This is a genomic window from Rhizobium leucaenae USDA 9039, assembly GCF_000426285.1.
GTDB classification, from domain to species: domain Bacteria; phylum Pseudomonadota; class Alphaproteobacteria; order Rhizobiales; family Rhizobiaceae; genus Rhizobium; species Rhizobium leucaenae.
In genome coordinates this window covers 12,779-35,774 of record NZ_AUFB01000022.1, presented here as the reverse complement: position 1 = coordinate 35,774, position 22,996 = coordinate 12,779, and the positions used below count along the sequence as shown (strand labels likewise).

Annotated in this window: 18 protein-coding genes and 4 pseudogenes; 8 read left to right on the top strand and 14 right to left on the bottom strand. The window is 59.1% G+C overall.

Annotation, left to right across the window (positions count from 1 at the left end):
* Positions 1 to 4: 4 nt before the first annotated feature.
* Complete coding sequence (locus tag K290_RS0125630; RefSeq protein WP_028754498.1) at positions 5 to 361, bottom strand: SPW repeat protein; 357 nt, start codon at positions 359 to 361, stop codon at positions 5 to 7.
* A 547-nt stretch (positions 362 to 908) separates the two neighbouring features.
* Between K290_RS0125630 and K290_RS0125625 the strand changes: the two genes are divergently transcribed.
* From K290_RS0125625 to K290_RS0125615, 4 genes are all read left to right on the top strand, one after another.
* Entirely contained in the window at positions 909 to 1,823 is a 915-nt protein-coding gene (locus K290_RS0125625; protein ID WP_028754497.1) for an MBL fold metallo-hydrolase, read from the top strand.
* A gap of 61 nt (positions 1,824 to 1,884) precedes the next feature.
* Positions 1,885 to 2,100, top strand: a complete 216-nt coding sequence (locus K290_RS36500) for a (2Fe-2S)-binding protein (RefSeq protein WP_081670435.1) — start codon at positions 1,885 to 1,887, stop codon at positions 2,098 to 2,100.
* 92 nt (positions 2,101 to 2,192) lie between these two features.
* Complete coding sequence (locus K290_RS34995) at positions 2,193 to 3,389, top strand: HlyD family secretion protein (RefSeq protein ID WP_081670434.1); 1,197 nt, start codon at positions 2,193 to 2,195, stop codon at positions 3,387 to 3,389.
* Between the two features lie 142 nt (positions 3,390 to 3,531).
* Positions 3,532 to 5,142 carry an MDR family MFS transporter gene (locus K290_RS0125615; RefSeq protein WP_028754496.1) on the top strand — a complete coding sequence of 537 codons (1,611 nt, stop codon included), beginning with the start codon at positions 3,532 to 3,534 and terminating at the stop codon, positions 5,140 to 5,142.
* A gap of 1,169 nt (positions 5,143 to 6,311) precedes the next feature.
* On the opposite strand, the gene K290_RS0125610 is transcribed toward K290_RS0125615, so the two are convergent.
* Both K290_RS0125610 and K290_RS34990 read right to left on the bottom strand, forming a co-directional pair.
* Positions 6,312 to 8,150 carry a PAS domain-containing sensor histidine kinase gene (locus tag K290_RS0125610; protein ID WP_028754495.1) on the bottom strand — a complete coding sequence of 613 codons (1,839 nt, stop codon included), beginning with the start codon at positions 8,148 to 8,150 and terminating at the stop codon, positions 6,312 to 6,314.
* A 60-nt stretch (positions 8,151 to 8,210) separates the two neighbouring features.
* Positions 8,211 to 8,918: a response regulator transcription factor gene (locus K290_RS34990; RefSeq protein ID WP_051264217.1), complete on the bottom strand. Its 708-nt coding sequence runs from the start codon at positions 8,916 to 8,918 to the stop codon at positions 8,211 to 8,213.
* Positions 8,919 to 9,795: 877 nt separating this feature from the next.
* Between K290_RS34990 and K290_RS34985 the strand changes: the two are divergent.
* Positions 9,796 to 11,774, top strand: a pseudogene (locus K290_RS34985) (adenylate/guanylate cyclase domain-containing protein).
* A 14-nt stretch (positions 11,775 to 11,788) separates the two neighbouring features.
* Here the strand turns inward: K290_RS34985 and K290_RS0125585 are convergent.
* The 11 genes and pseudogenes from K290_RS0125585 to K290_RS0125530 all read right to left on the bottom strand — a co-directional run bounded on the left by K290_RS0125585 (position 11,789) and on the right by K290_RS0125530 (position 19,166).
* On the bottom strand, positions 11,789 to 12,247 hold the full coding sequence (locus K290_RS0125585; protein ID WP_037136260.1) for a YHS domain-containing (seleno)protein: 459 nt from the start codon (positions 12,245 to 12,247) through the stop codon (positions 11,789 to 11,791).
* Positions 12,248 to 12,305: 58 nt separating this feature from the next.
* Positions 12,306 to 12,900, bottom strand: a pseudogene (locus K290_RS34980) (ankyrin repeat domain-containing protein).
* Positions 12,901 to 13,146: 246 nt separating this feature from the next.
* The gene (locus K290_RS0125575) at positions 13,147 to 13,536 is read right to left on the bottom strand and encodes a type II toxin-antitoxin system VapC family toxin (protein WP_028754490.1); all 390 of its coding nucleotides are present in this window, start codon (positions 13,534 to 13,536) and stop codon (positions 13,147 to 13,149) included.
* A complete protein-coding gene (locus tag K290_RS0125570) occupies positions 13,533 to 13,733 on the bottom strand; it encodes a type II toxin-antitoxin system VapB family antitoxin (protein WP_028754489.1) in 201 nt (66 codons plus the stop codon). Before K290_RS0125570 ends, K290_RS0125575 begins: the two co-directional genes overlap by 4 nt.
* Positions 13,734 to 14,005: 272 nt before the next feature.
* On the bottom strand, positions 14,006 to 15,778 hold the full coding sequence (locus K290_RS0125565; protein ID WP_028754488.1) for an adenylate/guanylate cyclase domain-containing protein: 1,773 nt from the start codon (positions 15,776 to 15,778) through the stop codon (positions 14,006 to 14,008).
* A 340-nt stretch (positions 15,779 to 16,118) separates the two neighbouring features.
* Positions 16,119 to 16,256 carry a hypothetical protein gene (locus tag K290_RS38990; RefSeq protein ID WP_425337608.1) on the bottom strand — a complete coding sequence of 46 codons (138 nt, stop codon included), beginning with the start codon at positions 16,254 to 16,256 and terminating at the stop codon, positions 16,119 to 16,121.
* A 294-nt stretch (positions 16,257 to 16,550) separates the two neighbouring features.
* A pseudogene (locus K290_RS34975) lies at positions 16,551 to 17,012 on the bottom strand (YcbK family protein); the annotation flags it as partial.
* 566 nt (positions 17,013 to 17,578) lie between these two features.
* On the bottom strand, positions 17,579 to 17,899 hold the full coding sequence (locus tag K290_RS38470) for a tetratricopeptide repeat protein (RefSeq protein WP_051264215.1): 321 nt from the start codon (positions 17,897 to 17,899) through the stop codon (positions 17,579 to 17,581).
* On the bottom strand, positions 17,896 to 18,282 hold the full coding sequence (locus K290_RS0125540) for a tetratricopeptide repeat protein (RefSeq protein ID WP_028754487.1): 387 nt from the start codon (positions 18,280 to 18,282) through the stop codon (positions 17,896 to 17,898). Before K290_RS0125540 ends, K290_RS38470 begins: the two co-directional genes overlap by 4 nt.
* 30 nt (positions 18,283 to 18,312) lie before the next feature.
* Positions 18,313 to 18,390 (bottom strand): annotated as a pseudogene (locus tag K290_RS38985) (hypothetical protein); the annotation flags it as partial.
* A 395-nt stretch (positions 18,391 to 18,785) separates the two neighbouring features.
* Positions 18,786 to 19,166: a hypothetical protein gene (locus K290_RS0125530; RefSeq protein WP_028754485.1), complete on the bottom strand. Its 381-nt coding sequence runs from the start codon at positions 19,164 to 19,166 to the stop codon at positions 18,786 to 18,788.
* Positions 19,167 to 19,439: 273 nt separating this feature from the next.
* On the opposite strand from K290_RS0125530, the gene K290_RS0125525 reads away from it, so the two are divergent.
* The 3 genes from K290_RS0125525 to K290_RS0125515 are packed head-to-tail and all read left to right on the top strand — an operon-like array spanning position 19,440 to position 22,995.
* Positions 19,440 to 20,438, top strand: a complete 999-nt coding sequence (locus K290_RS0125525) for a LacI family DNA-binding transcriptional regulator (protein WP_028754484.1) — start codon at positions 19,440 to 19,442, stop codon at positions 20,436 to 20,438.
* Positions 20,435 to 21,952, top strand: a complete 1,518-nt coding sequence (locus K290_RS0125520; protein ID WP_028754483.1) for a sugar ABC transporter ATP-binding protein — start codon at positions 20,435 to 20,437, stop codon at positions 21,950 to 21,952. The genes K290_RS0125525 and K290_RS0125520 overlap by 4 nt, the downstream gene beginning before the upstream one ends.
* Positions 21,952 to 22,995 carry an ABC transporter permease gene (locus tag K290_RS0125515; protein WP_028754482.1) on the top strand — a complete coding sequence of 348 codons (1,044 nt, stop codon included), beginning with the start codon at positions 21,952 to 21,954 and terminating at the stop codon, positions 22,993 to 22,995. The genes K290_RS0125520 and K290_RS0125515 overlap by 1 nt, the downstream gene beginning before the upstream one ends.
* Position 22,996: the final 1 nt, after the last annotated feature.

Genomic DNA, 22,996 nt, shown 5'->3' with positions numbered 1-22,996 from the left:
GATGCTAATTGGTGTTCGAAGGCGCTCGTGCCCTGCGACTTGCCGCAAGCTGTAAGGCAGCGAACGTCGCTACGCAAATCCCGATCAAGACATGCGTCCACATCGGACCCTGTGCCGATCCGAAGCCGAGCAGAAATGGGGCTACCAACGCCCAGCATCCTAAGGTGAGGTTGGACCATTCCGCCCAATCCCCGTAGCGATAGAGGGCCACGGCAGAGCTGCACACAATCAGTGCGCCCACGATCCCGGCGCTCCAAGCCGCGGTAGGCAGCCCGACGAACATGATTGCACCGCAGGCCAAGCCTGCGCCGAGGATAAGGTTGGTCCATTCCAACCCTTTGCTTGGCACATCACTTCTCATCTTCATCTCCTTCTTCAGCCGTACCACGGAAGTGGCCGGTACGCGGAGAATGGGGCAATCCGGTGCGCCAGCCTATTCTACGCAGGTACCTGTCTGTCGATGCTAAAGTTTAGGGCGCCTGCTAGCGTGAGGCGTCCGTTGCTATAGCGCCATCACTCATCGTGCTGGGCTGTCTGTCGGTGCTGCACGCCGTGTTCCACATTTGCCCGATCGACCCTGCTCGAAGTGGCATCTTCCGACGTTTGCGGGAGATCACCCGTGCTTGCAACCGGTCTGCCATGCACCTTCGCATTGCCTGGCCGATACTTCCGTTTGATGGTCGCGCCGGCCGCCGCAGCGCAATCTCCTCAGATGCCGGATGGCCGTCATTGGAGGCACGTGCCAATCCCCTTGGCCTGCGGGGGAGGCGGCCGATATGGCCGTGGTAAAGGCGATCGACAGGAGAAGCTCGCCGTAAAGCTCCGTCACCGGCCGGCCCCACCATCCGCCAACCTGGCGCGCTTAGGACAAACCCATCAACAGCAAGATGACGAAAGGAACACTGACAATGAATGTGATCACGAAAATGGAAGGCATTCGGAAGGGACCCGACGAGCTCGTTCCGTCGCGCTATGCCGTGCGGGTCGGCGACATCGACGTGTTGGTGATTAGCGATGGCGTGGTAACGCCGCCAGCCGAGTCAATGGCCACCAACGCCGACCCGGCCGTCCGGGGGGCTTGGCTGGACGACATGTTCCTGTCGCGGGACGCGTTCGATTGGGCACTGAACGCGGTCGTGGTGCGCAGCGGCGGCCAAACCATCCTCATCGACAGCGGGATAGGAGGGGAGGTCCCGGACTTCCCGCGGGCCGGGCAGTTTGGACATCGACTGGCGGCCGCCGGCGTCGATCTCGCGTCCGTCACCGACGTGGTGTTGACCCACATGCACTTTGATCACGTCGGCGGGCTGCTCGTCGACGGAGTGAAGGAACGGATGCTCCCGGACCTGCGGATTCATGTGGCAGCCGCCGAGGCCAAGTTCTGGGAGTCGCCCGATTTCTCGCGCACTGCCATGGGCCCGGTGCTCTCGGACGTGGCTCGCCGGGCTGCCAAGCACTTCCTAAACGAGTACCACGGCCAGCTGCGGCCCTTCGAGACTGAGTACGAGGTGGCGCCGGGCGTGGTCGTCCAACGCACCGGAGGCCACACCCCCGGGCACAGCGTGGTCCGCATGATGTCCGGCGGTGACCGGCTGATGTTCGCCGGCGACGCGATTTTCCCGGTCTCGTTCGACCACCCCGAATGGCACAACGGTTTCGAACACGATCCCGAGGAGGCGACCCGCGTTCGGCTCCGTCTGATGCGGGAGCTGGCGGAGACCGGCGCGTGGCTAGTGTCCACGCACATGCCATTCCCGTCGGTCGGCCGCGTGGCAGCAGTCGGCAACCTCTTCCGTTGGGTACCGGCCTGGTGGGACTACTGACAGCTCGTTGGGTTAGGGCCGTACGAGCCGCGATACGATCGCCGTGGAGAACCATCGCGCCATGATCATCTGTTCATGCAATGTGTTAAGCGATGAGGATGTCCGCTCCGTCATCGAGGCGGAGCGGACGCGCTCGATTAGTCAGGTCTATGGCCGTCTCGGCTGCAGCCCCAAGTGCGGCCGTTGCATACGCACGATCCGCCGCCTCATGGACGAGGCGCTCGATGGAGCGTGTGCGACATCCTGCAACGGCTGTGTGCAGTCAATCCAATCATAGGCTCGCGCCGTCTCCCCAAGCGAGAGCCTGATCGCCGACCGCTCCTCCCATCGGCCGGCGATCCCCCCTCATCACAAACAGGAGCCAGAACAATGATCAGCCCTTCGGTCAAACAGCCCACCTCGCTGCCGGATCGCGAGGAGGTTGCTCCCAGTGGTATCGGTGCGTCGGTATCCAGGCGGCGCGGTATCAAGCGTATGGTACTCGCGCTGGCGCTTCTTGCCGGCACCGCTGCGGGCGGTTATTGGGGTTACGGGTACTGGACCACGGGCCAGTACCTGGAGTCGACTGACGACGCCTATTTGAAGGCCGACTACACGACTGTGGCCCCAAAGATTTCGGGTTACATCGCCGCCGTGCTGGTGCATGACAACCAAACGGTCGAGGCAGGGCAGGTTCTCGCCCGCATCGACGACCGCGACTTCCGCGCCGCACTTGTCCAGGTAGATGCCGAGGTCAAGGCCGCGGAGGCGGCCGTCCGTAATCTCGACGCACAGATTGCGCTCCAGCATTCGCTAATCGAGCAGGCAAAGGCGACGGTCGCCGCAACGCAGGCCTCGCTGACGTTCGCCAGCGCCGACGCCGATCGATATGCGGCGCTGGCAAAGAGCGGCACCGGCACTGCCCAGGAAGCCCAAGCGAGCCGCGCCAAAGCCGACCAGCTCGTCGCCGGCCTGCAGCGCGACGAAGCTTCCGTGGCTGCCGCGCAGGCCAAGATCAACGTGCTCGCCACCGAGCGCGACAATGCCGTGGCCCAGAAGGACCGTGCCGAGGCGGCTGCGGAGCAGGCCCGGCTGAACCTTTCCTACGCTACGATCACGGCCCCTGTCGACGGCAAGGTCGGCGCGCGGACGCTTAGGATCGGGGAGTATGTGGGATCAGGCACGCAACTGATGGCTGTGGTGCCGATGGATGCCATCTACGTCGTCGCCAACTTCAAAGAGACGCAGCTCGCTCATGTGCGCGACGGTCAGCCGGTGCGCGTCACCGTCGACGGCCTCCCGGGCGTCCAACTGAAGGGGCACGTCGACAGCCTGTCACCGGCGAGCGGCCTTGAGTTTGCGCTGCTGCCGCCCGACAATGCAACAGGCAATTTCACCAAGATCGTGCAACGTATCCCAGTGAGGATCGCCATCGACAATCACGAGTCCGGCGGACTGCTCAGGGCCGGCATGTCCGTCGAGCCGACCATCGACACGAAGGCGACCGTGCTGGCTGAAGCAGGCACGTTCGCCCAAGCCGACACATTCGCCTCGAATACGGAGGCTGCCGCGGACGGCACCCGGTAGAAAAGCGCCGAGCTTCAGGTCAATCCGAGCTTATCAGAAACGCCAATCCGACGGTGCAGGCTGACAATTTTTCCACCGTTCGCGCGATGATCGACACGGGCTGTCAGGCCCATTTTTCCCACGCGCTTGAGGAGTTGCAACCATGATCACCGTCGTCTCGCCGCCCCCAACTTCCGCCCGCGCCCAGAGCGCCGCCGCGACAGCTGGTGCCGCCAATTCGGCGCGAGTCTGGGTGGCGGTGGTCGGCTCTGCCCTCGGCGCATTCATGGCCGTGCTCAACATCCAGATCGTCAATGCTTCGCTTGCAGACATCCAGGGGGCGATCGGGGCCGGCATCGACGACGGCGGCTGGATCTCGACGTCCTACCTCATTGCCGAGATTGTGGTGATCCCGTTAACCGGCTGGCTGTCCCAAGTCTTCTCGCTACGCAACTATCTGATCACCAATGCGGTGCTGTTCCTCGCGTTCTCGGTCGCCTGCGCCTTCGCCGCCAACCTGGGGCAGATGATCGTTCTAAGAGCGATCCAGGGTTTCACCGGCGGCGTACTCATCCCGCTCGCCTTCACCATCGTCATCACACTGTTGCCGAAAGCCAAGCAGCCGATCGGCCTGGCGCTCTTCGCGCTGTCGGCTACGTTCGCGCCGGCGATTGGCCCGACCATCGGCGGCTATCTCACCGAGAATTGGGGCTGGCAGTACATCTTCTACGTCAACCTGGTGCCCGGAGCGCTGATGGTCGGGATGCTGTGGTTCTCGCTCGATCGCCAGCCGATGCGGCTTGGCCTACTCGGCAAGGGCGACTGGTCGGGCATCGCTACAATGGCCATCGGACTCGCCGCGCTGCAAACCGTGCTGGAGGAAGGCAACAAGGACGACTGGTTCGGTTCGCCCTTTATCGCGCGGCTGGCGATCGTCGCGGCCGTGTCGCTGACGCTATTCGTCTGGATCGAGCTCACCTCGAGCCATCCATTGCTGAATCTCAGGCTGCTGGTCCGCCGCAACTTCGGCATCGGTCTCCTCGCTAATTTCCTGCTTGGCGTCGCACTCTACGGATCGGTCTTCATCGTGCCCGTCTATCTCGCCCGCATTCAGGGCTACAATTCCGAGCAGATCGGCATGGTGCTTGCTTGGACCGGCCTACCTCAGCTCGTGTTGATCCCGCTGGTGCCTGGCCTCATGCAGCGCTTCGACATCCGTCTCGTCATCGCGATCGGCTTTGCCCTGTTCGCCGCATCCAACTTCATGAACATCCATATGAGCGGAGCATATGCTAGCGACCAGCTTTTCTGGCCGAACATCGTGCGCGCCATCGGCCAGGCCCTTATTTTGGCACCGCTTTCGGCGATCGCCACATCTGGGATCGAGAATGAGAATGCCGGCTCGGCCTCGGCCTTATTCAACATGACGCGCAATCTCGGCGGCGCCGTCGGCATCGCGCTGCTGCAAACCTTCCTCACCAAACGCGAGCAGTATCATTCGAACGTGCTGGTACAATCTGTGTCCCTGTTTCAGGACGCAACCCACGTCCTCATCGCGCGGCTCACCGCCTACTTCCTCTCGCATGGTATCAGCGACCAGGCACTCGCCGCACAAAAAGCGATTCTTGCGATCGCACTAAGGGTCCGCCAGCAGGCCTACATCATGGCCTTCAACGACACTTTCTTCGTGCTTGGCGTTAGCTTGACGGTCGCGTTGGCGGCGGTCCTGTTCCTGAAGAAGCCCGGCCACACTACGGCCGGCGGCGCCCACTGAGAAGCAACTGGTTCGGCGATCCGCTCCGCCACTGCCTCGACACTGGCCAAAGCTTCGCAATGCGATATCGCCTGCGTCGCGCCGACGGCGTCTGCGGGCGATGAAGGCCGGCCCCATCGACTTTCTCCCCAAGCCGGTACGACTCTGGCGCAGCGCGAGCGCGAGGTTTTGCGTGAAGTCGCGCGCGGGGGCACACGTCGGTTCACGACCTTGGCCAGGTCCGCAAATTTCTGAAAGCAGCATAGTGCGACAACATGTGAGCCGAGGATGACGCGGCTATCGGGGTCGGTCCGCAAGAACGGTAGATTGTCCGATACCGAGCGCTACAGGCATAGTCTACCTCACCGCGAAGGACTCCAGACATCTCGGCATGCCGGTCCTGCACCTTGGCATTGCGGCAGAGATACTTCCGTAGAATAGGTTCGCGGCCCGGATTGGCGCATCATCCTCGTAAGCCATCACGACCGTCGAGTTCGATCGCTCCTTAGCCGCTCCCGCATGCGAAAGCACAGGTCGAATCGACGATCGTGATGGTGAGCCGGATGTTCAAAGGCCACATCATGGATGGATGGATACGATGAATAAGGATGGACTCTTCTCCGTTGGGGCTTCCCCCCGCGATGTAGTGCTGTTTAGTTGCGGCGAGGACGACCGGACCGTGCTCGTCAAGGACTCGCGAGTAAAGTTTGCGAGCCCGATCAAGGACGCAGAGAAATATCTAATGCGCCGGGGCGCCGCATCCCATCACAACCACGCACCAAGATTATGTGAACGCCCACCTGCCCACCTTCATCTCACATCAGAATCGCGCGTCGTCAGCAGTTTCTGGGAACTCGCAATGACCATGCTTGGCGACCTTTCGCGCATATTGAATCGCATGTCAGGTGGCCCGCGAGGCCAAACGTTGTGCGCTCGCATTGCTGAACGACAGCCCGATTGCTGGTTCTGTCGGCTTATGTCTCGGATTGTAGAACCGAACCACTGCGCCATCGAACTGGCGAGCTGGGTCAGGCACGGGAGACCCACTGAAGCGGAAGTGCGGATCAACGATCAAATGGAGCCGCGACCGCTAAGGCACGAAGTATCTGCCGAATAGGTACTGTGCATCGGCGCGGGCCCGTCCGTGGCCGGATCCCCGGATCAACCTCTGAAAGCGCCCACTGAGGCGCTTACGGTCGCGGCGGTGGGTTCTTGGTCGGGTCGGCAGCGCGGATAGGGAGGCTGAAGGTTATGGATGCCCCCCCTGTCTCGACATTTTCCGCCCAAAGCCGTCCATAGTGTGCCTCGACAATCGAGCGGCAGATTGCCAGGCCCATTCCCATTCCATCCGGCTTAGTTGTGTAGAACGCCTCGAAAATCCGCTCTGGATCGGCAAGCCCGCGGCCGCGATCTCGCACTTCGACCTCGACTGTTCCGTCATTCTGACGTCGCGACGCGATCCGCAGGTCTCGCACGCTGATGCTGACGTCCTCCATCGCCTCGATGCCGTTGCGGACGAGGTTTAGGACGACCTGCTCCATCTGAACGTGATCGGCAGTCGTGGAAGGAAGACAGGGATCGAGGTGGAGGTCCAGCTTGACGCTGCTCGACGCGAGTCTGTCACCCAGAAGATCACACACGTCGCGGATCACCGCGTTCAGATCGATCGCGTGCAGTTCGCCTTCGGTCTTGCCGAACAGCGCCCGAATGCGGCTGATCACCTGCGCCGCCGCGTCGGCGTTTTTGAAGATTTTTTGGGCGACCCGGCTTGCGTGATTGAAGTTTGGTGGATCGGCGTTCAGCCATCTCTGGAACGCCCCGGCGTTGGCCACGACTGCCTGTAATGGCTGATTAAGTTCGTGCGCAATAGACACCGACAGTTCGGCCAAGCTGGCCGCGCGCAGGGCGCGCGCGAGCCGTTGGTCTGCCAGACGCAGGGATTCCTGAGCGCGGACCTCGTCGTCGATGTCGAAGTTTACGCCGTACCAGCGAAGGATGGTGCCGTCTTCGTCGCGTAGCGGTTCGAAACGCGAATCGATCCAGCGATATTCACCATCCTTCCGGCACAGCCGACCTTTGTGCTGCAGTGGCTCTCCACGGGCAAAGGACTTCTGGAACACGGCCTTGACGGCCGCCCGGTCATCGGGATGGAACAACTCCACATGCGAAGCAAATTGCCGCGTGCCTCGCGGCTCCTCTTTGGCCGAGTCGATGCCCGCCCAGTCGACGAACCGCTTGTTGAAATAGTACGGTAATCCCGCCGGCGTCATCAGCCAGATCATGGTGGGAACCGTATCGACCAGCAACCTGAGCTCTCTCTCACTCTGGCGCAGCGCGGCTTCTGCTTTGCGCTGGTCGTCGATGTCCTCGGTATGGCCATACCAGCCGACAATTTGCCCCCGCTCATCGCGCGAGGCAACACCCGTATCGCGAAACCATCGATAGGTGCCATCGAACCGGCGCAAACGCTTTTCTTCGATCATCGGCTCGCCCGTTTCCAGGCTGTGCTGCCATCGCGCCAAGCTTGCCTCGACGTCGTCGGGATGGACAAATCTCAGCCAGGAAAAGTCGTCGGCATCCGTGATCTCGCGCATTTCTTTGGCCGTGACACCGACGTATTCGAGGGCTGCGGCATTGAGAAACCTGAGGCGCCCGTCCGGATAGGCGGACCAGCCGAGTCCCGGAGTATCGGAGTTGCTGGGCCCGGCGCCCCGGTAGGCCCGGTCATAAAAGCCGATGGTCCTGAAGATCTTTACCACCAGCCATAGGCCGAACGCCCCGCAAACAAACGCGGCGAACCGAGCAAGACCGTTTTCCGTTCCGTATTCCGGCGACAGCAGGATAGCCGCTGATATCGAGCTGGCGGCTACTACGGCCGCCAATCCCGCCTTCCAGCCGATGCAGATACCCACAGTTGCGACAGCGACTAATAGGCCAGATGGCTCGTGGGTCAACAGCGCAAGCAAGGCGCTCGCAACGCTGACTACCGCAGCCACGGCGCGGCGCTGCTGCGATGAGGTTAGTTCCATCTGGGACCCTCTGGGTACCGCTTCTGCGGTCGATCTGTCGTCGTGGCTCCGTTTACTCAGTTAAGCAAAATGTGCTCTTGCCGCCGATTCTGCGACTGCTTTCCCCGCGGCGGAAGCCGTCTTCAACTGACACTGGATATCGGCTGGAAGCGACTGGCAGACGTTGAATAGATGAGAGACGGATCGCGCGTTCATCTTCTTCATCATGTTGCTCCGATGGAGCTTCACCGTGATTTCGCTGATACCAAGATGGAACGCGATCTGCTTGTTCATCGCACCAGAGACCACAAATCTCAGAACCTCCCGCTCGCGGGGCGTAAGTGTCTCAAACAAGGACGAGTTCTTTCGGGCTACGGCTGAGGCCGCTCTTCGAGCGATATCCGCCGCGATGGCAGTCGACACGGCATCTAGAAACGTTTGGTCACGCACCGGCTTGGTCAGGAAATCATGTGCGCCCGCCTTCATTGCTTCAACGCTCATGGCAATGTCACCGTGACCCGTCAAGAATACGATCGGCGTCAGTATGCCTTTGATTGCAAGGACCTGCTGGAGATCCATGCCGCTCAGACCCGGCATACGCACATCTAGAACGATACAACCAGGACGGTCGGGAAGCTTCGTGTTGAGCACTTCCTGGGCTGAGGAAAACGATATCGAGTCGATTCCAACTGAACTTAGCAACTCCTCCAGCGAGTCGCGGACCTCAGCATTATCATCGACTAGAATTGCTATGGGGTCATTTGCGGTTTCCGAATTTGCCGCGCCCATGATCCTCTCCTCCGGGTCATCTGCGGGATACGAATTGACGGAGTTCACGCTGCTACTATCAACCGCGCGTTGGTCACACGTCAACTAAGCTGCAATTGCATCCGCCGCCGGAAAAATGACGCGTCGAGCGACCGATAGCCAAGGATGGCTCGTTAATCCAGTAGCCTGCCTCTTACGGTGTAGTCCTAATGGAATCAAGGCGGCAGCACAATCCGACAAAGGGCGATGGGAGCCTAGAGATGCGATTGGATAACCTAGACCTCAGGATAGGCTAGCTGCCGGTTCAGGCCTGCCCTCACATGGGCGCGCTAAGCTCGGGGCAGCCAGCCGCCTTGGGCTCCTGTTGGGAGCATTTCAAAGTGCCGCTCTAGCGGAACCCGACCTGGCGGCTCCCGGGTGCACGGTAAGGGATGAATATAGCAATCCCCTGAAAAGAGCTGCCATCAAACGATAGGCCCTACCTCGTGAGGGGAGGCAGGGCCGCGGAACCGGGGGTCGGTTCTTTCTGCGCGAACGATTTGACGAGGGGACGTCTTGTTCGCGCGATCATGCTACCGCCACAAGATGAAATCAGATTGAATACCCGCCGTGGAAACAGCATTTCCTTTGCGGGCGTATTGCAAAGGTGTCCGAAACGCGCGATTCCGTACAGGCGCAGAACAGCCTGTCCACAAAGAACACTATTATAAATTTCAGAGGTGATCTCACTCCGACATTTCGTGAGTGCGATCCGCAACTGCAAAAGCCGTCTCGCGATTTCGTCAGGGCGTATCCTGAACGCGGGCCAAATTAAGCGAAAAGACCGCTCTCCTGTGCCTGCACACCCGCGGTCGTGGTAAGATGCTCAGCTCCCTGTATCGAAAAGGTGGGCACAGAAATGGAGAGGCGTCTCGCCGCGATACTTTCCGCCGATGTGGTAGGCTATAGCCGTCTCATGGGAGTGGATGAGGGCGGCACGCTTGAGCGGTTGAAGGCCTGCCGTCGGGAGCTGGTCGATTCCACCATTGAAGAGCACCATGGCCGGATCATCAAGCTCATGGGCGACGGCGCACTGGTCGAGTTTGCCAGCATTGTGGACGCGGTTCACTGCGCGGCCGTAATCCAGCGGAGTATGCCCAGCAGAGATCAGGGAGTTTCCGAGGAACAGCGCATTCGGTCTCGCATCGGGATCAATCTCGGCGACATTATTGTTGAAGGCGATGACATTTATGGCGACGGCGTCAACATAGCCGCCCGTCTGCAGGGAATTGCCGAATCTGGCGGAATTTTCATATCCGGCACCGCATTCGACCATGTCGCGCACAAGGTTGATGTCGGTTTCTCGGCGCTCGGCGAGCATCGGTTGAAAAACATAGCGGACCCGGTCCGCGTCTATCGTGTTCTGCTTGACCCTTCCCACACCGGCAAGGTCGTCTTTGCTCCTCGGGCAAGGTCGCGAGGGATAGCGCTGTTACCGCTCGTAGGGCTATTGATCGCTACCATTGCGGCTGTCGTCGCGTGGCAATGGCCTCATAAACAACGCGCATCGATCGCAGTGCTACCCTTCGCCAACTTGAGTGACCAAACGCAGGACTATTTCGCCGATGGCATTACCGACAACCTGATTGCCGATCTCACCAGGCTGTCGAAACTTGATGTGATTTCCCAGAATTCCGTCTTTGCCTACAAGGACAAGCCCCACGTGCTGGCAGACATACGCCGTGATCTCGGCGTGCGCTTTGTCGTGGAGGGCAGTGTGCAGCGAATAGGCGACCTGATGCGCGTCAACGCGCAACTGATCGATACTGAGAGCGGCGACCATCTGTGGGCCAATCGGTTTGACCGCAGCGAGGCAGACGTGTTTGCCGTCCAAGATTCTATGAGCCGCCAGATCGCCAATGCGCTCGGTCTGAAACTGACCCCGTCCGAGGCAGAGCGAATTGCCCGTCCGCCGACCGCCAATCTCGAGGCATATGATTATTATCTGCGTGCCGAGCAGGCGGCCCGTACCGGACGTCGTTCTCTGATGCTGGAGGCACTGGCGCTGTTTGACAAGGCCGAGGCACTGGACAACGGCTTTGCCGAAGCCTTCGCATCCGATGCGCACGCGACGGCCTATGTCTGGCGAAGCGCATATGACGACGTCCTCAAGAGCGCCCTGGCGCGAAAAAGACCTACGACAAGGCAAGTCGCGCGCTTGCCCTCGATCCCGAACTACCATCGCCTTATGCGGTCCTCGCCGTCATGCAGGTCGTGGACCGACGTTACGAGCAGGCGATCGCCTCGGCGCAGAAGGCCGTGTCGCTCGGCCCAGCCGATCCCGAAGCCCACATGGCGGTGGCATATGTTCAAATGATCTCGGGCAATCACGCCGACGCCGCTGCGGCTATCGAGAAGGCGCTCAGGTTCGATCCCAACCTCTCCGCCATCGATCGATACACGGCTGGCATGATATTTTATCTGCAGCGCGACTACGAGAGGGCGATAGACAGTTTCAAGCGCGCGGGCTACGGCTCTCAAGGCAACGGCGAGTTCGTTACCCCGCTCGCCATGGCCTATGTCCGTGCAGGTCGCATCGATGAGGCTCGAGCGACTGTCGCCGAGGCCCAACGTCTTCTCGGGGGGCGCGACTGCCTCGCGGCCGAAAGCCTGGCGCTAATGCAAGTCCAACCGGACGGCAAGGCCGCATTCCGTTCCGCTTCCCAGATGATGACCGAGAAGGTTTCTGTCAAAGGCAACCTGCTTTGCGAGCAAAGTGAAAACGCATTTGACCGACCCGATTGCGGCCCGGTCTACAGACACGCAAACCCGGCCGACGAAACCACCTATGCTTACATGAATTCGACCAAGGTGTTCTATTTTTCGCCTGCCCAATAGAGCCCTTTTGGTGGTCAGTGATACTGATCCAGTTCGAGATCGGCCGCGACCTTCGGCCATTTGGCATCGGCCTTGGTCACAGTGTCCGCCGGATGGGCGGCAAATCCCTCCGCATATGCCTGGTCATACATCAGGTAAAGCTTGCCTTCGATAATCTTGAAGGCTTCTGGATCGATGTTGACCGTGACAGACCCGCTGCTTACCTCGCCCGCGCAATAGCCGCCGTACTGAGGCGCGTATTTAAGCGGTTCGCTGATAAACATTTCGCGATGTTTGGCATTGGCGAAATGCCACGGCGTTCCCATCCATTCGTAAGAGATTTTTTCCGAACCTTTCGTCGCCTTCCCTTCGGTAAAGTAGGCAACCGTGTCGTATCCCATGATAGCGACACCGCCGAAGTATCCCGTGTTTACCGAATCGTCGGCCATGGCCGGTGATCCACTGACAGTGCCTGCGACAGCCAGACCGATCATTGCCAAAGGGCGACCAATGCATTGTGCCCCGTTTCCAAAGTGCATCTGCGCCTCCTATTTAATCATGGATTGTCATGCACTTAGTGTAATCCTCCTCGCCGAGAACGCGGACCGGAGGACACGCCACGCCATGTCGCTTGAACAGACGGACGATATCGAAATTGCCTTTCCACATGGCCCTCGTGATCGGCGCGTAGCCGTGAACCTCGGCGTGGGTGGCGTCGGCCCCCTTAGCAAGCAAAAACTCCGCGAGGAGGACGTGGTTCTCTTCGCCCGCAACCATCAGCGGCGTAACACCCGCTTTGTTGGATGCATCGTCGAGAATTGCTCCATGGTCTAGGAGCAGCTTGCTGATGGATATGCTGCCCGAAAATGCCGCAGCATGAAGGGGTGTAAAGCCGCCTGAATTCCTTGCCATGACATCGGCATTTCTGCGGATCAACAACTCGGCTACGGCAAGCTGATTCTCGAGCGCGGCGTTGATGAGTGGTGTTGCCTGGTCGCGAGTGCGGCTGTTGACATCGGCACCCGAAGCCAGAAACTGCTCCACGGCACCTGTATTTCCTGCTGAAACGGCATCGAACAAGGTATCACCCGCAGCCGTTACGGTCGCTGACAAAAAACAACGCTACCGATGCAAGAAACCGGCGCATAGCTTCACCTTAATATTTTCCGAGAGAATAGCACGTCGTCGGCACTTCAGCTACCTAGCACCTAAATCGGCGGCCGTCCTGATGACGTCTCTTATGAGGCCCGCAGAAGAAGGAAATTTCCGCCTCTTTCAAGGCCAGCAGAAACATAACGAACGCGCCTTCTTGGACAACATTTCCCGCACCATAGCCGGCGCGTCCGTTGAAGAGCGAGAGTTCGGAAAAAATCCGAAACCTCGGCAACACCATTTAAGTGTTTAGTTGCGCACTGGCCGGCGTATGCAATGAAGCGCCTGCCTTTTCGGCCGCCGCCTGCAGGCGCTTGTCCCTGGTCCATAATGCCGCTCGCGGATCAAGCAATATCGAGGCGAGCAAGTGGGCATCGGTATAGCCAATGCCCATACTGAAAATGCCGTGGCGATCAATCATTGTCATCACTTCGTCGTGCGTTGCGACGAACGTTTGGCGCTGGGCCGCCAGAAACATTATCACGCGCCCGCGATCTCGAAGGTTGCCAAGCGCCAGTTCGCCAATCACAGCCGGATGGCAGAGTAGACGATCGTCCTCAATGATCGTGCGCAGCTCTGCATCAACATGGCGGAAATGATCGATCCATATAGAAGTGTCTGCCAATATCACTTGGCCCGTGCGCTCCGGCCACGTGGAGCTGCCTCTGCATCGGGCATAGTTCCGCCGAGCGCGATGAGGCGTTTTCCCGATTCTACTCGGACAAGCGTCTCCAACGCTTGGCGAACTAGAGCAGCGGTTTCTTTTGTGCCGGTCAGGGACTTAGCCCTTTCCAGGAGAGCGTCGTCGAGATTGATAGTCGACCGCATCGTTTCGTATCCTTATCTGGCGCTCTAGATAGCACCATTTGGTGCTAAAATCTACGCTTGGCTCCCACGTCGATACGTCCGGTGTCGTGATACAAATCAAGCGGCGACCTGTTGATCGAGATCAGCTGACCTGACCAGCACGCTCAACTTCCTGAAAGCAGGCCTTGCTGGCGATCACGCTGGAAGTCGTGGTTGCGCTGGCACTGGCTGGCTATTGCTCATCCTCTCTGCAAATGACGGCAACAGGTTCAAGATCAGACATTAATCACCCGTCATTGTACGACACCGGCCCTGCGTAGCCCCTCCATAACAAGCTCGAAATCGGCGGGGTTCTTGAAAGGCAAGACTTTGCGACGGTATTCCAAGGAGTAGCCGGGATTGACGCGCAGTACCTCTTGCCACGTTGCGCGAGCCTCTTCGAAACGGCCGAGGTGCCCGTAACAGGCGGCAAGAAGGGCGCGCGAGACATCGGTGACGGGGTTGCGGCTCACGCGCTGCAGCAACAGTTCGACGGCCTCTTCGTACCTTCCCAGTTGAAACAACGCCAAGGCCTGAAAGTGGAGAACGATATCCGGAAAGTAGGGGTTCAGGACCGTCGCTCGATCGAAATAGGCGAGTGCCTCTTGGGATCTGCCTGAGTAGATAAGTGCCTCGCCGAGGCTGACCTGCCCTTCGGCGAAGTTCGGATTGAGGGCTATCGCACGCTCGGCCTCGCTGATGGCTCCATCGTGCTGTCGCGAGTAAAGGTTGACCAGACCCAGCGCCCAGTGCGCCAGGGGATCGCTATCACCCCGCGCTACAGCCAGCGTCGCAGCGTCATGGGCTTGCTCGATCGAGCGCTGCGGCGACGCGCTCCACTGGTTCAGGTAGTCGAGCCCATGGGTAAGGGCGAGGAAGGCGTGCGCCGAGGCGAAGTTCGGGTCCAGTTCGACGGCACGTTGCAAAAGGTCGCGGGCGTCGCTGTTCGTTTGCTTCGTCAGCCGGTGCCAGAGCTCCCGGCCGCGCAAGAAGCAGTCATACGCCTCGGGGTGCCGGGTCTGCCCCGGCGCCAATCTTTGCCGATCGCCCGCTGTCAGGTTAACCGCCAGCGCGCCGACGATCTGCTGCGTGACATCGTCCTGAACCGCGAATATGTCGGTCAGGTCACGATCGAACCGCTCCGCCCATAGATGCCCGCCTGTGGTCGCGTCGATGAGCTGCGCGGTGATGCGTACCCTGTTTCCCGATTTGCGTACGCTGCCCTCAAGTACATGCCGCACGCCGAGCTTCGCGCCAACCTCCTGCACATGGACGTTCTTGCCCTTGAAAGTGAACGACGAATTGCGGGCGATGACGAAGAGCTGCGACAGCTTCGATAGCGCCGTGATGATGTCTTCCGAGATGCCGTCGGCAAAGTAGTCCTGTTCGGCGTCACCGCTCATATTGACGAAGGGCAGGACAGCGATCGACAGCTTCGGCGACGCTGCCGCCGCCGATTGGCTCGTCGCGGTTTCAGAGGTCCCGGCTATCTTGGTCCCGGCGCTGCCGACTTGCAGCGAATAGACCCGGATCGGCTCGGCGATGTTCTTGAGCTGCGTGCTGCCGAGATCGCAGACCGAGAGGTCGATCCTCGCCTTGACTTGGCGATAGGCATCCTCGGACAGGCAGATCGCGCCCGCCGCGGCGACGCCCTCCAATCGCGAGGCGATGTTGACGCCGTCGCCCATCAGATCGCCGTCGCTTTCCTCGACCACGTCGCCCAAATGGATACCGATCCGGAACTCGATGCGGCGGTCCTGCGGCACGCCGTCATTGCGCTCCACCATACCGTTCTGCACCTCAATGGCGCAGCGCACGGCGTCCACCACGCTACGGAACTCGACCAGCGCACCATCGCCGGTGCGCTTCACCACCCGGCCATGGTGCACGGCGATCGTGGGATCGATGAGATCGCTGCGCAGTGCCCGCAACCTCGCCAGCGTGCGGTCCTCGTCGGCGCCGGCAAGCCGACTGTACCCAACCACGTCCGCGGCTAGGATTGCAGCCAGCTTTCGGTTCTCGCTCATGGCGCGGTCTCCTCACTTCCACGATACCAGGGAGACAAAGGGCAAGAAAGAACTTTTAACCGCTGCTCAGAGCGATCTTCGTTGAGATCGAGTTAGCCATGACTCATGTGGAGCAGCCGACATCGTAGGCTAGCGCGTTGACTGCACTGTCAAGCTCCCGGCCGTTGGACGCGATCGTTCCGAAAGCCCACTCGGCGTCAGGTCAGGACGACGGCCGTGCCCACAGGGATGTCCGCTCGTTGAAGATCCGCAGCTTGAAGTTGCCTGTCTGCTCCGGCCCCCACTTACGAACGCGCGCTCGGTGCACCGAACCACTTAGTGAGCCTCAACTCGGCTTCCTTCAGGTCGGCTCCCGTCTCGCAGGCCAAGGCGCCACCCCACCAGGTCGTACCAGTGCTGCCGTCGTGCCCAAGCATTCCGATCCGCTTCCTGTGATATAGGCGATCCGATTGCTCCAACGGCCTGCAAGCTCGCGCAAAGAAGCATTGCCTTCAAAGTCAAGCAGCAGGCCTCGCCCGTCTTTGGGAACGACAGAACGTCCTTCTCATCGCTCAGAGCCGCTTTTGGCTTCCAGCTCGACGCGGCTGACCAAGACCGACACCTTGGCCTTGCTGATACTTGTGGTGATGGTCGTGTCTTTTGTCGTCGCTTTCCTGATCGGCGGCGTAGATTTGGCAATGGTCCGTCGCAACTTGAACCGCAAGCGGCCTGCCGAGTCCCCCGCCGCAGCGATCAACGGCGAACCCGGACGGAAGAAGTGCCGGCCGCGCGAGCAGTAGTTCCAGAAGCGCTTCGAACCGAGATCGACGTGAATGATGCCGTTGCAGTATGTGCCGACGCCGCCGATGCCGGGCGCGCTGACCGCGGCTGCGATTACGGCGCGATAGGACGCGCCGGGCACGCGGATATCCGCTGCCAGGCAGCGCCGGTGCAGCGAGCCTCTTCGGCCATGCGCCCTGAGGCCTGACGTGACGATCGGCTCTCGATGAGTTTCTGCTCCGATATGGGAGAGGATTTTGCGCAGCTTTTCCGGAAAGCAGCTAGCCTGGACGCCGACCGTCTGCAGCATGTAGGATCGGCCTACATTCTGGTGCGATCCGCTTACCTCTTGATGAGATCCGCTCAGCTCTTGCCGACGGCCCATGGTGTATCGGCGGACGGGTTCTGCCGCACCTGTTGCTTCGGAAAATAGAAGAACCAGAATCGCGAACGCGACCGAATAGGTTCGTTTCATTGACCTACCTCCGAGACGAGCCTCCCGCGCTCTATGACCCCGAAGGAAATGGTTTTCCGGCTAAAAATTCCATAGGCAAAAACATACTAAAATAGTAGTAAAATTATTCGCTAATTATCATTAAAGGACGATAAAATTGGAAAGATGACACATAGTCACATAACTTCTTGAGGTGCAGGGAGATGTTTATTTCCTTGCTGGAGGTGATTAACGCAGCGCGGGTGACGATGAGCTTCCAGAGACTGGCGAAGGTTGATTTCGCCCTCTTGTTCTCACCTCATCTTGCTAGGTTTTGCTGATACTCTGCCATCCAGGTCGTGAAAGTGCATGGGCGTCAGACGCCAAGGCGGCGAATCGCCCAACAACATCCAAAAACCGCAGATCGTTATGCTCCAATCGTTGTGGCTTATGACGCCATCGTTCAGGCAATGTCATTTGCTCTGATAAGATCAAAGTCACAGCGATATTGATGCGTTCAATCTGTCAATGATTTGTCGACGACTGAACTGGTTACCGGCAATGGAAATACGGGCCAGAATGTCGTGAAACTCGATATTTCAGGGTCTCTAACGCTTCAAGGAGGCAATTGCCAGCAGGATGTTGGTGCGCCCGGTATCATCGTTCGACGTTAGGTCGAGTGCTTTCTGAAAGTCGGCCAAAGCCGCCCTAAAATCTGCTTTGTTGCGGTAAACTTCACCTCGCACGAAGTAAGCCGAACCGGATTGATTGTTCAGTTCGATTGCCTTGTTGAGGTCGAGGAGAGCTTGGTCGTTGTTGCCGGTCTTAAAATAGGAAAGGCCGCGATTGCTATAGGCGTAGGGATAGGATGGATCGCTGTCGATGGCTTTGGTGAAATCCGCAATGGCGCGGTCGAAATCGCTAGTCATGTTGTAGACATCGCCCCGATCGTTGAGCGCTCTTGCGCTGAGCGGGTTAGTTGCAAAGCCAGCGTATAATCGTCGATCGCCGCACCATAGTTCCCCTGTTTTTCCCTCAGGCCGCCCCGTTCGTTATAAACAAGCTCGAAATTCTGCTGGAGCGGACCTGACAATTCGGGCTTGAGGGCAACCGCCTTGTTGAAGTCGGCCAAAGCCAAATCGTATTTGTTCTGCGCAAGATAACCGTTGCCGCGTCCTGCATAGGCTTCCGCATATTCTGGCGCGAGTGCGATCGCCTTGTTCATATAGCCAATTCTGGCTTCGCGGTCGCCCTTGCGGTCGGCGAGTGTTCCAAGAATGAGATAGGAATCAGGATGGTCGTCAGGCTTCAATTCCACCGCTTTTTCGGCATCTGCAACGGCTTGCTCGTAGGCGCCTTTCGCAAATTCGGCATCACTTCGCCCGGCATAGGCGATGTCAGAATTCGCATCGAGCGCCAGCGCTCGACTGAAGTAATCCGCGGCAAGATCAAGTTCCTGGTTCTCAATCTTAATGTAGCCGGCGCTACATTCGCGCCGGCTCCGCGCTGAAATACACCGGTACTGATCATCATCGAGAGCATGGCAATCGTCCTACGAGTTGGAGCTTGCCGTTCGGCGTACCCGGCAATTGAAAATAGCCGATCGAAGGTTAAGGCCCGGAATTGGCTTTTAGAACGGATGTCGAGCCACGGCGGGTCAGTGGTTCGGTTGCCTTCAACTGCAAAGATCGGTGATTGCGCGGCGCGAAATGTCTGCCGACTAGCAGCAGCGAGACCGGCGGTGCCGCCGATCTGGGTTATCGGGCGACATCGGACTCGCGTGGTCTGCGTGCGGCTGGTTCGAAGACGGACTGGCTATAGCAGAGCGAGAAGAACATCACCTTCAGTCGGTTCTGTGGATCGAAACAGCACTTCGCCTTCCTTGCTGACCAGTATGACGCAAAAATCCACCACCGAATTGGCGTCAAGTTGCGCGCGAACCACTTTTGGACGCAGCCCATTCGCGGCGCCATACAGGGGCGTTACTTGACCGTCATACACGCGCACCACCGCCAAGTCGGCATCTTGGAGCCGCTGGCAGTCCTTAAGAATTAGCCGCTCCTGTTCGGGTCCAGCTTCTCGCGCGAGATCGCTGAAGATTACGGCAACCGCCTTCCTATCCCGAAAAATTTCGAGCCCTTCCGCAGTTTTGCGGGGCTGCCGCTCTAGCTCACGACATTGATCGATAATGGTCATAAGTCATACCTCATTCTCGGTTCGTGACATGCTGCCCATTTGAAGTTCAACCAAATCCAGCCCGCCTTGTTCCCATTTATCGGAACGACGGGCGCAATGTGAGCGATGCCATCACTGCGATCCGTAGAAAAACGATTGCGCAAACGTTTCGATGGCGCTAGCTTGACCGTATTGGCGGATCCTGGGAGAGCCTCGTTGAGGTTGGAATTCCGCTTCGGAGGATACTTTGAAAAGCCTGTTTGTTGCGCTGCTGGCGAGAGCCGGAGTGCGCCCATGACGACTATTTCCGAAGTGGCAAGGGCGGCCGGGGTTTCGGTCTCTACGGTTTCGCACGTTCTCAATAAGACGCGCTATGTGTCGCCCGAGAAGGTCAAGCTCGTCATGGATAGCGTGGAGGCGATCGGATACATCCCCAATGTACTTGCTCGCTCGCTCAAACTTTCATCGACGGGTACCGTCGGTCTCGCGATATCAGCGATTTCGAACCCCTACTTCAGTGACATCATCTGCGCGATCGAAGCCGAATGTTCCAAGCGCGGCTTGATCGTGTTCCTGTGTGACACGCAGGATGACCCCGATCGAGAGCTGGAGTTGATCCAACATCTGCATCAACGCCGCGTCGACGGGATTATTCTTGCTGCCTCGGGCGATGCTAAAAGGTCGTTAGACTACCTCGTCGACTCCGATCTCCCCTGCGTGTTGGTTGACAGGTTGTCGGATGATCGTTTCGACCAGGTCGGAACCGATAACGTCGCTGCAATACGCACGCTCGTCGATCATCTCGTGAGGCTGCATCATCGAAGGATTGGGATCATCCTCGGTCAGCCGGGCTTTGCGACGACTGTGGAGCGAATGAATGCTTTTCGCGCCGCGATGGCGGAAAAGGGAATAGAGGTATCGGAGGAGTTGATTAGCGACAGCAATCACAACACCGCTGACGCCACTGTTTCGACGCATCGTCTGCTCGAATTGAAGGAACCGCCGACAGCCATTGTTGCATCGAACAATTTGACGATGATCGGGACTATGAGGGCTATCCGGGAACGGAAACTTCGCGTTCCCGCGGACATTTCTGTACTCGGGATCGATGATTTCGAATGGGCAGATTATTTTGAACCGCGCCTGACGCTGATGGCCCAGCCTTGCGACGAGATCGGCCGGAAGGCGGCGGACTTGCTGATCGAGCGGATAGGCAACAAACGTCGCCCGCGCGAGACCATTCGATTGTCACCGGTTTTGCGGGTGCGTGAATCGTGTGGAGAACCAGCATGAGCCAGATTGTTCTTTCAGCGAAAGGTGTCGTGAAGCGCTTCGGCGGGGTTCAAGCGCTGCGCGGGGTGGATTTCGAACTTGAGGTTGGGGAAATCCATGCGCTGCTGGGTGAAAATGGTGCAGGAAAATCCACGCTGATGAACCTGTTGTCCGGTGTGCATACGCCGGACGAGGGAGAGATCTTCATCGACGGGAAACCGGCGCGATTTCACAGCCCTCGCGATGCACAAGCAGCGGGCATTGCAACGATCTTCCAGGAGCTAGACCTCGTTCCGAGCCTGAGCGTGGCTGCCAATCTTTTTCTCGGGCACGAGCTTGTCCATCCGCATGGCATGCTCGACGGCAAGACAATGCTGCACGAGGCGCGCAAAAGACTGGAAGCGATCGATCAATCTATCGATCCGAGCCAGCTCGTGAGTGAGCTTTCCATCGGTCAGCGCCAGGTCGTCGCCATTGTCAAGGCGCTTTCCTACGCATCGAAAGCCCTCATTATGGATGAGCCGACGGCTGCTTTGACCGTTGGCGAAGTGGATCGGCTGTTCGACATCATGCGTGGCCTGGCTTCATCCGGCGTTGGCATTGTGTTTATCTCGCATCGTCTTGAGGAAGTTCCCCAGATCGCTCATCGTGTAACGGTCATGCGCGATGGCAAGGTGGCTGGTGTCACCGAACCAGATGCGCCGCAGGCCGAGCTGGTGCAGCTTCTCGTCGGACGTCCTTTGAATGAGCTTTATCCCCGGCGCGCAGAAAGTGTCGGTGACGTGCTGCTGCGGCTGCGGCAGGCTTCCTTCCATCCGTATCGCGCGTCGCCCGGGTGGCAAGCGCCGGTCAAAGTCGATCTGGATGTTCGGCGCGGCGAAATCGTCGGTCTCGCTGGAGTTATGGGGGCGGGCCGGACCGAGCTTTTGAGTGCTCTTTACGGAGCAGGCGTGCCTGGCCACTGGCAGGGCGAGATTGCGGTTGGCGGCAAGTCGACCAGGCTGAAATCGATTGCGGCTGCTCGCCGGGCAGGGCTGGCGTTCGTAACCGACGATCGCCGCGGGGCCGGCCTCATGCTGCGTATGTCGGTGGGCCTCAATCTGGTGATGTCGATTATTCGCCGGATATCACCAAACGGCTTGCTGTCGGCGCGACGCCAAGAGGATGCTATCAAGAGGTCTTTCGGCCAATTCGACATCCGTCCAAGGAATCCCGGTATCGCGGTTGGGGCTCTCTCGGGGGGGAATCAGCAGAAGGTCGTCCTCGCAAAGGAAGTGCTGGGCAATCCGCGCCTATTGCTTCTCGACGAGCCGACACGCGGCGTCGACGTCGGCGCAAAGGGAGAAATCTACGCCCGCTTGCGCAAGCTTGCTTCCGAAGGATTGGGCATTCTTGTCGCCTCGAGCGAAATGCCAGAGCTGATCGGCCTGTGCGATCGAATAGTGGTTTTGCGCAACGGCTGCAGCGTTGCTGAGTTTTCTGGCGGCGTAGGGGAACACGAAGTCCTGGCGGCCGCCAACGGGAGGGAGGCCTGATGTCCGAACAGCAAATCACGTCCATTCCAGCGGTTCAGCCCGCCAAGCGCATTGATCCACTCGCGGTGCTGGTGCGCTTCCAAAGTTTGATCGGCCTTATACTCGTCTTCGCCGGCGGCGTTATTTTTTCGCCGCGTCGACATGGTGTCATCCTGTTTCTTCAACCCGACAACATCGCCAACATCGTCCGCGCGGTCTCTGAAACTGGCATCATCGCGATCGGAATGACATTCGTGATCATCACTGCCGGGATTGATCTTTCCGTCGGGGCGACACTTGGCCTTGCGAGCGTCGTGACTGCAACATTGATGGTCTCGGGCGGTTTCGGGCTGATTACAACAGTGTTGGCCGTGCTACTGATGGGCACGTGTTTCGGGTTGGTCCAAGGAGCGATCTCAAGCAAGTTTCGGCTTGAGGCATTTATCGTGACCCTTGCCGGCTTGCAGGCTGCTCGCGGGCTTGCGCTCGTTGTCTCGGGCAATCAGTACATCAACATCTCCTATGGCGACGGACCTGGTCTCGCTCCACCAATTTTTGCCATTCTGGGCGGCCGATTATTCGGCAATGTCGTTCCCGTGGCCACGATCGTCTTTCTGATCTTTGCCTGCGTCGCCACGGTCGTGCTGAACACGACCAGGTTCGGCCGTTACGTCTATGCCGTCGGCGGCAATGAGCGTGCGGCTCGCATCTCAGGTGTTCCGGTCTCGGCAATCAAGATCACCGTTTACGCCATTACCGGCTTTGCATCCGCGCTAGCTGGCATCGTTCATGCCGGGCAGTTCAATTTCGGAAGTGCCAATGATGGGACCGGATACGAACTGACGGCCATCGCGGCTGTGGTCATTGGAGGAACCAGCCTATTCGGCGGCTCGGGTTCCATGGTCGGAACGATTGCCGGCACGATCATGCTGGGCGCCTTGGCCAATATTCTTCAGCTCAACAACATTACGCCCGCCATGCAGTTGCTTGCCACTGCGGCAATTATCGTTCTGGCGGCGGTCCTTCAATCCCTTGTTCGTCGTCGCGAAGGATTGGGAAGGTAGT

Bases quoted from the DNA above. Each gene is read 5' to 3' on its own strand.
- K290_RS0125525 (WP_028754484.1), top strand. From the start codon at position 19,440: ATGACGACTATTTCCGAAGTGGCAAGGGCGGCCGGGGTTTCGGTCTCT.
- K290_RS0125520 (WP_028754483.1), top strand. From the start codon at position 20,435: ATGAGCCAGATTGTTCTTTCAGCGAAAGGTGTCGTGAAGCGCTTCGGC.
- K290_RS38470 (WP_051264215.1), bottom strand. From the start codon at position 17,899: ATGACTAGCGATTTCGACCGCGCCATTGCGGATTTCACCAAAGCCATC.
- K290_RS0125565 (WP_028754488.1), bottom strand. From the start codon at position 15,778: ATGAGCGAGAACCGAAAGCTGGCTGCAATCCTAGCCGCGGACGTGGTT.
- K290_RS0125615 (WP_028754496.1), top strand. From the start codon at position 3,532: ATGATCACCGTCGTCTCGCCGCCCCCAACTTCCGCCCGCGCCCAGAGC.
- K290_RS0125515 (WP_028754482.1), top strand. From the start codon at position 21,952: ATGTCCGAACAGCAAATCACGTCCATTCCAGCGGTTCAGCCCGCCAAG.
- K290_RS0125610 (WP_028754495.1), bottom strand. From the start codon at position 8,150: ATGGAACTAACCTCATCGCAGCAGCGCCGCGCCGTGGCTGCGGTAGTC.
- K290_RS36500 (WP_081670435.1), top strand. From the start codon at position 1,885: ATGATCATCTGTTCATGCAATGTGTTAAGCGATGAGGATGTCCGCTCC.
- K290_RS0125630 (WP_028754498.1), bottom strand. From the start codon at position 361: ATGAGAAGTGATGTGCCAAGCAAAGGGTTGGAATGGACCAACCTTATC.
- K290_RS34990 (WP_051264217.1), bottom strand. From the start codon at position 8,918: ATGGGCGCGGCAAATTCGGAAACCGCAAATGACCCCATAGCAATTCTA.
- K290_RS0125570 (WP_028754489.1), bottom strand. From the start codon at position 13,733: ATGCGGTCGACTATCAATCTCGACGACGCTCTCCTGGAAAGGGCTAAG.
- K290_RS0125585 (WP_037136260.1), bottom strand. From the start codon at position 12,247: ATGATCGGTCTGGCTGTCGCAGGCACTGTCAGTGGATCACCGGCCATG.
- K290_RS0125625 (WP_028754497.1), top strand. From the start codon at position 909: ATGAATGTGATCACGAAAATGGAAGGCATTCGGAAGGGACCCGACGAG.
- K290_RS0125530 (WP_028754485.1), bottom strand. From the start codon at position 19,166: ATGACCATTATCGATCAATGTCGTGAGCTAGAGCGGCAGCCCCGCAAA.
- K290_RS34995 (WP_081670434.1), top strand. From the start codon at position 2,193: ATGATCAGCCCTTCGGTCAAACAGCCCACCTCGCTGCCGGATCGCGAG.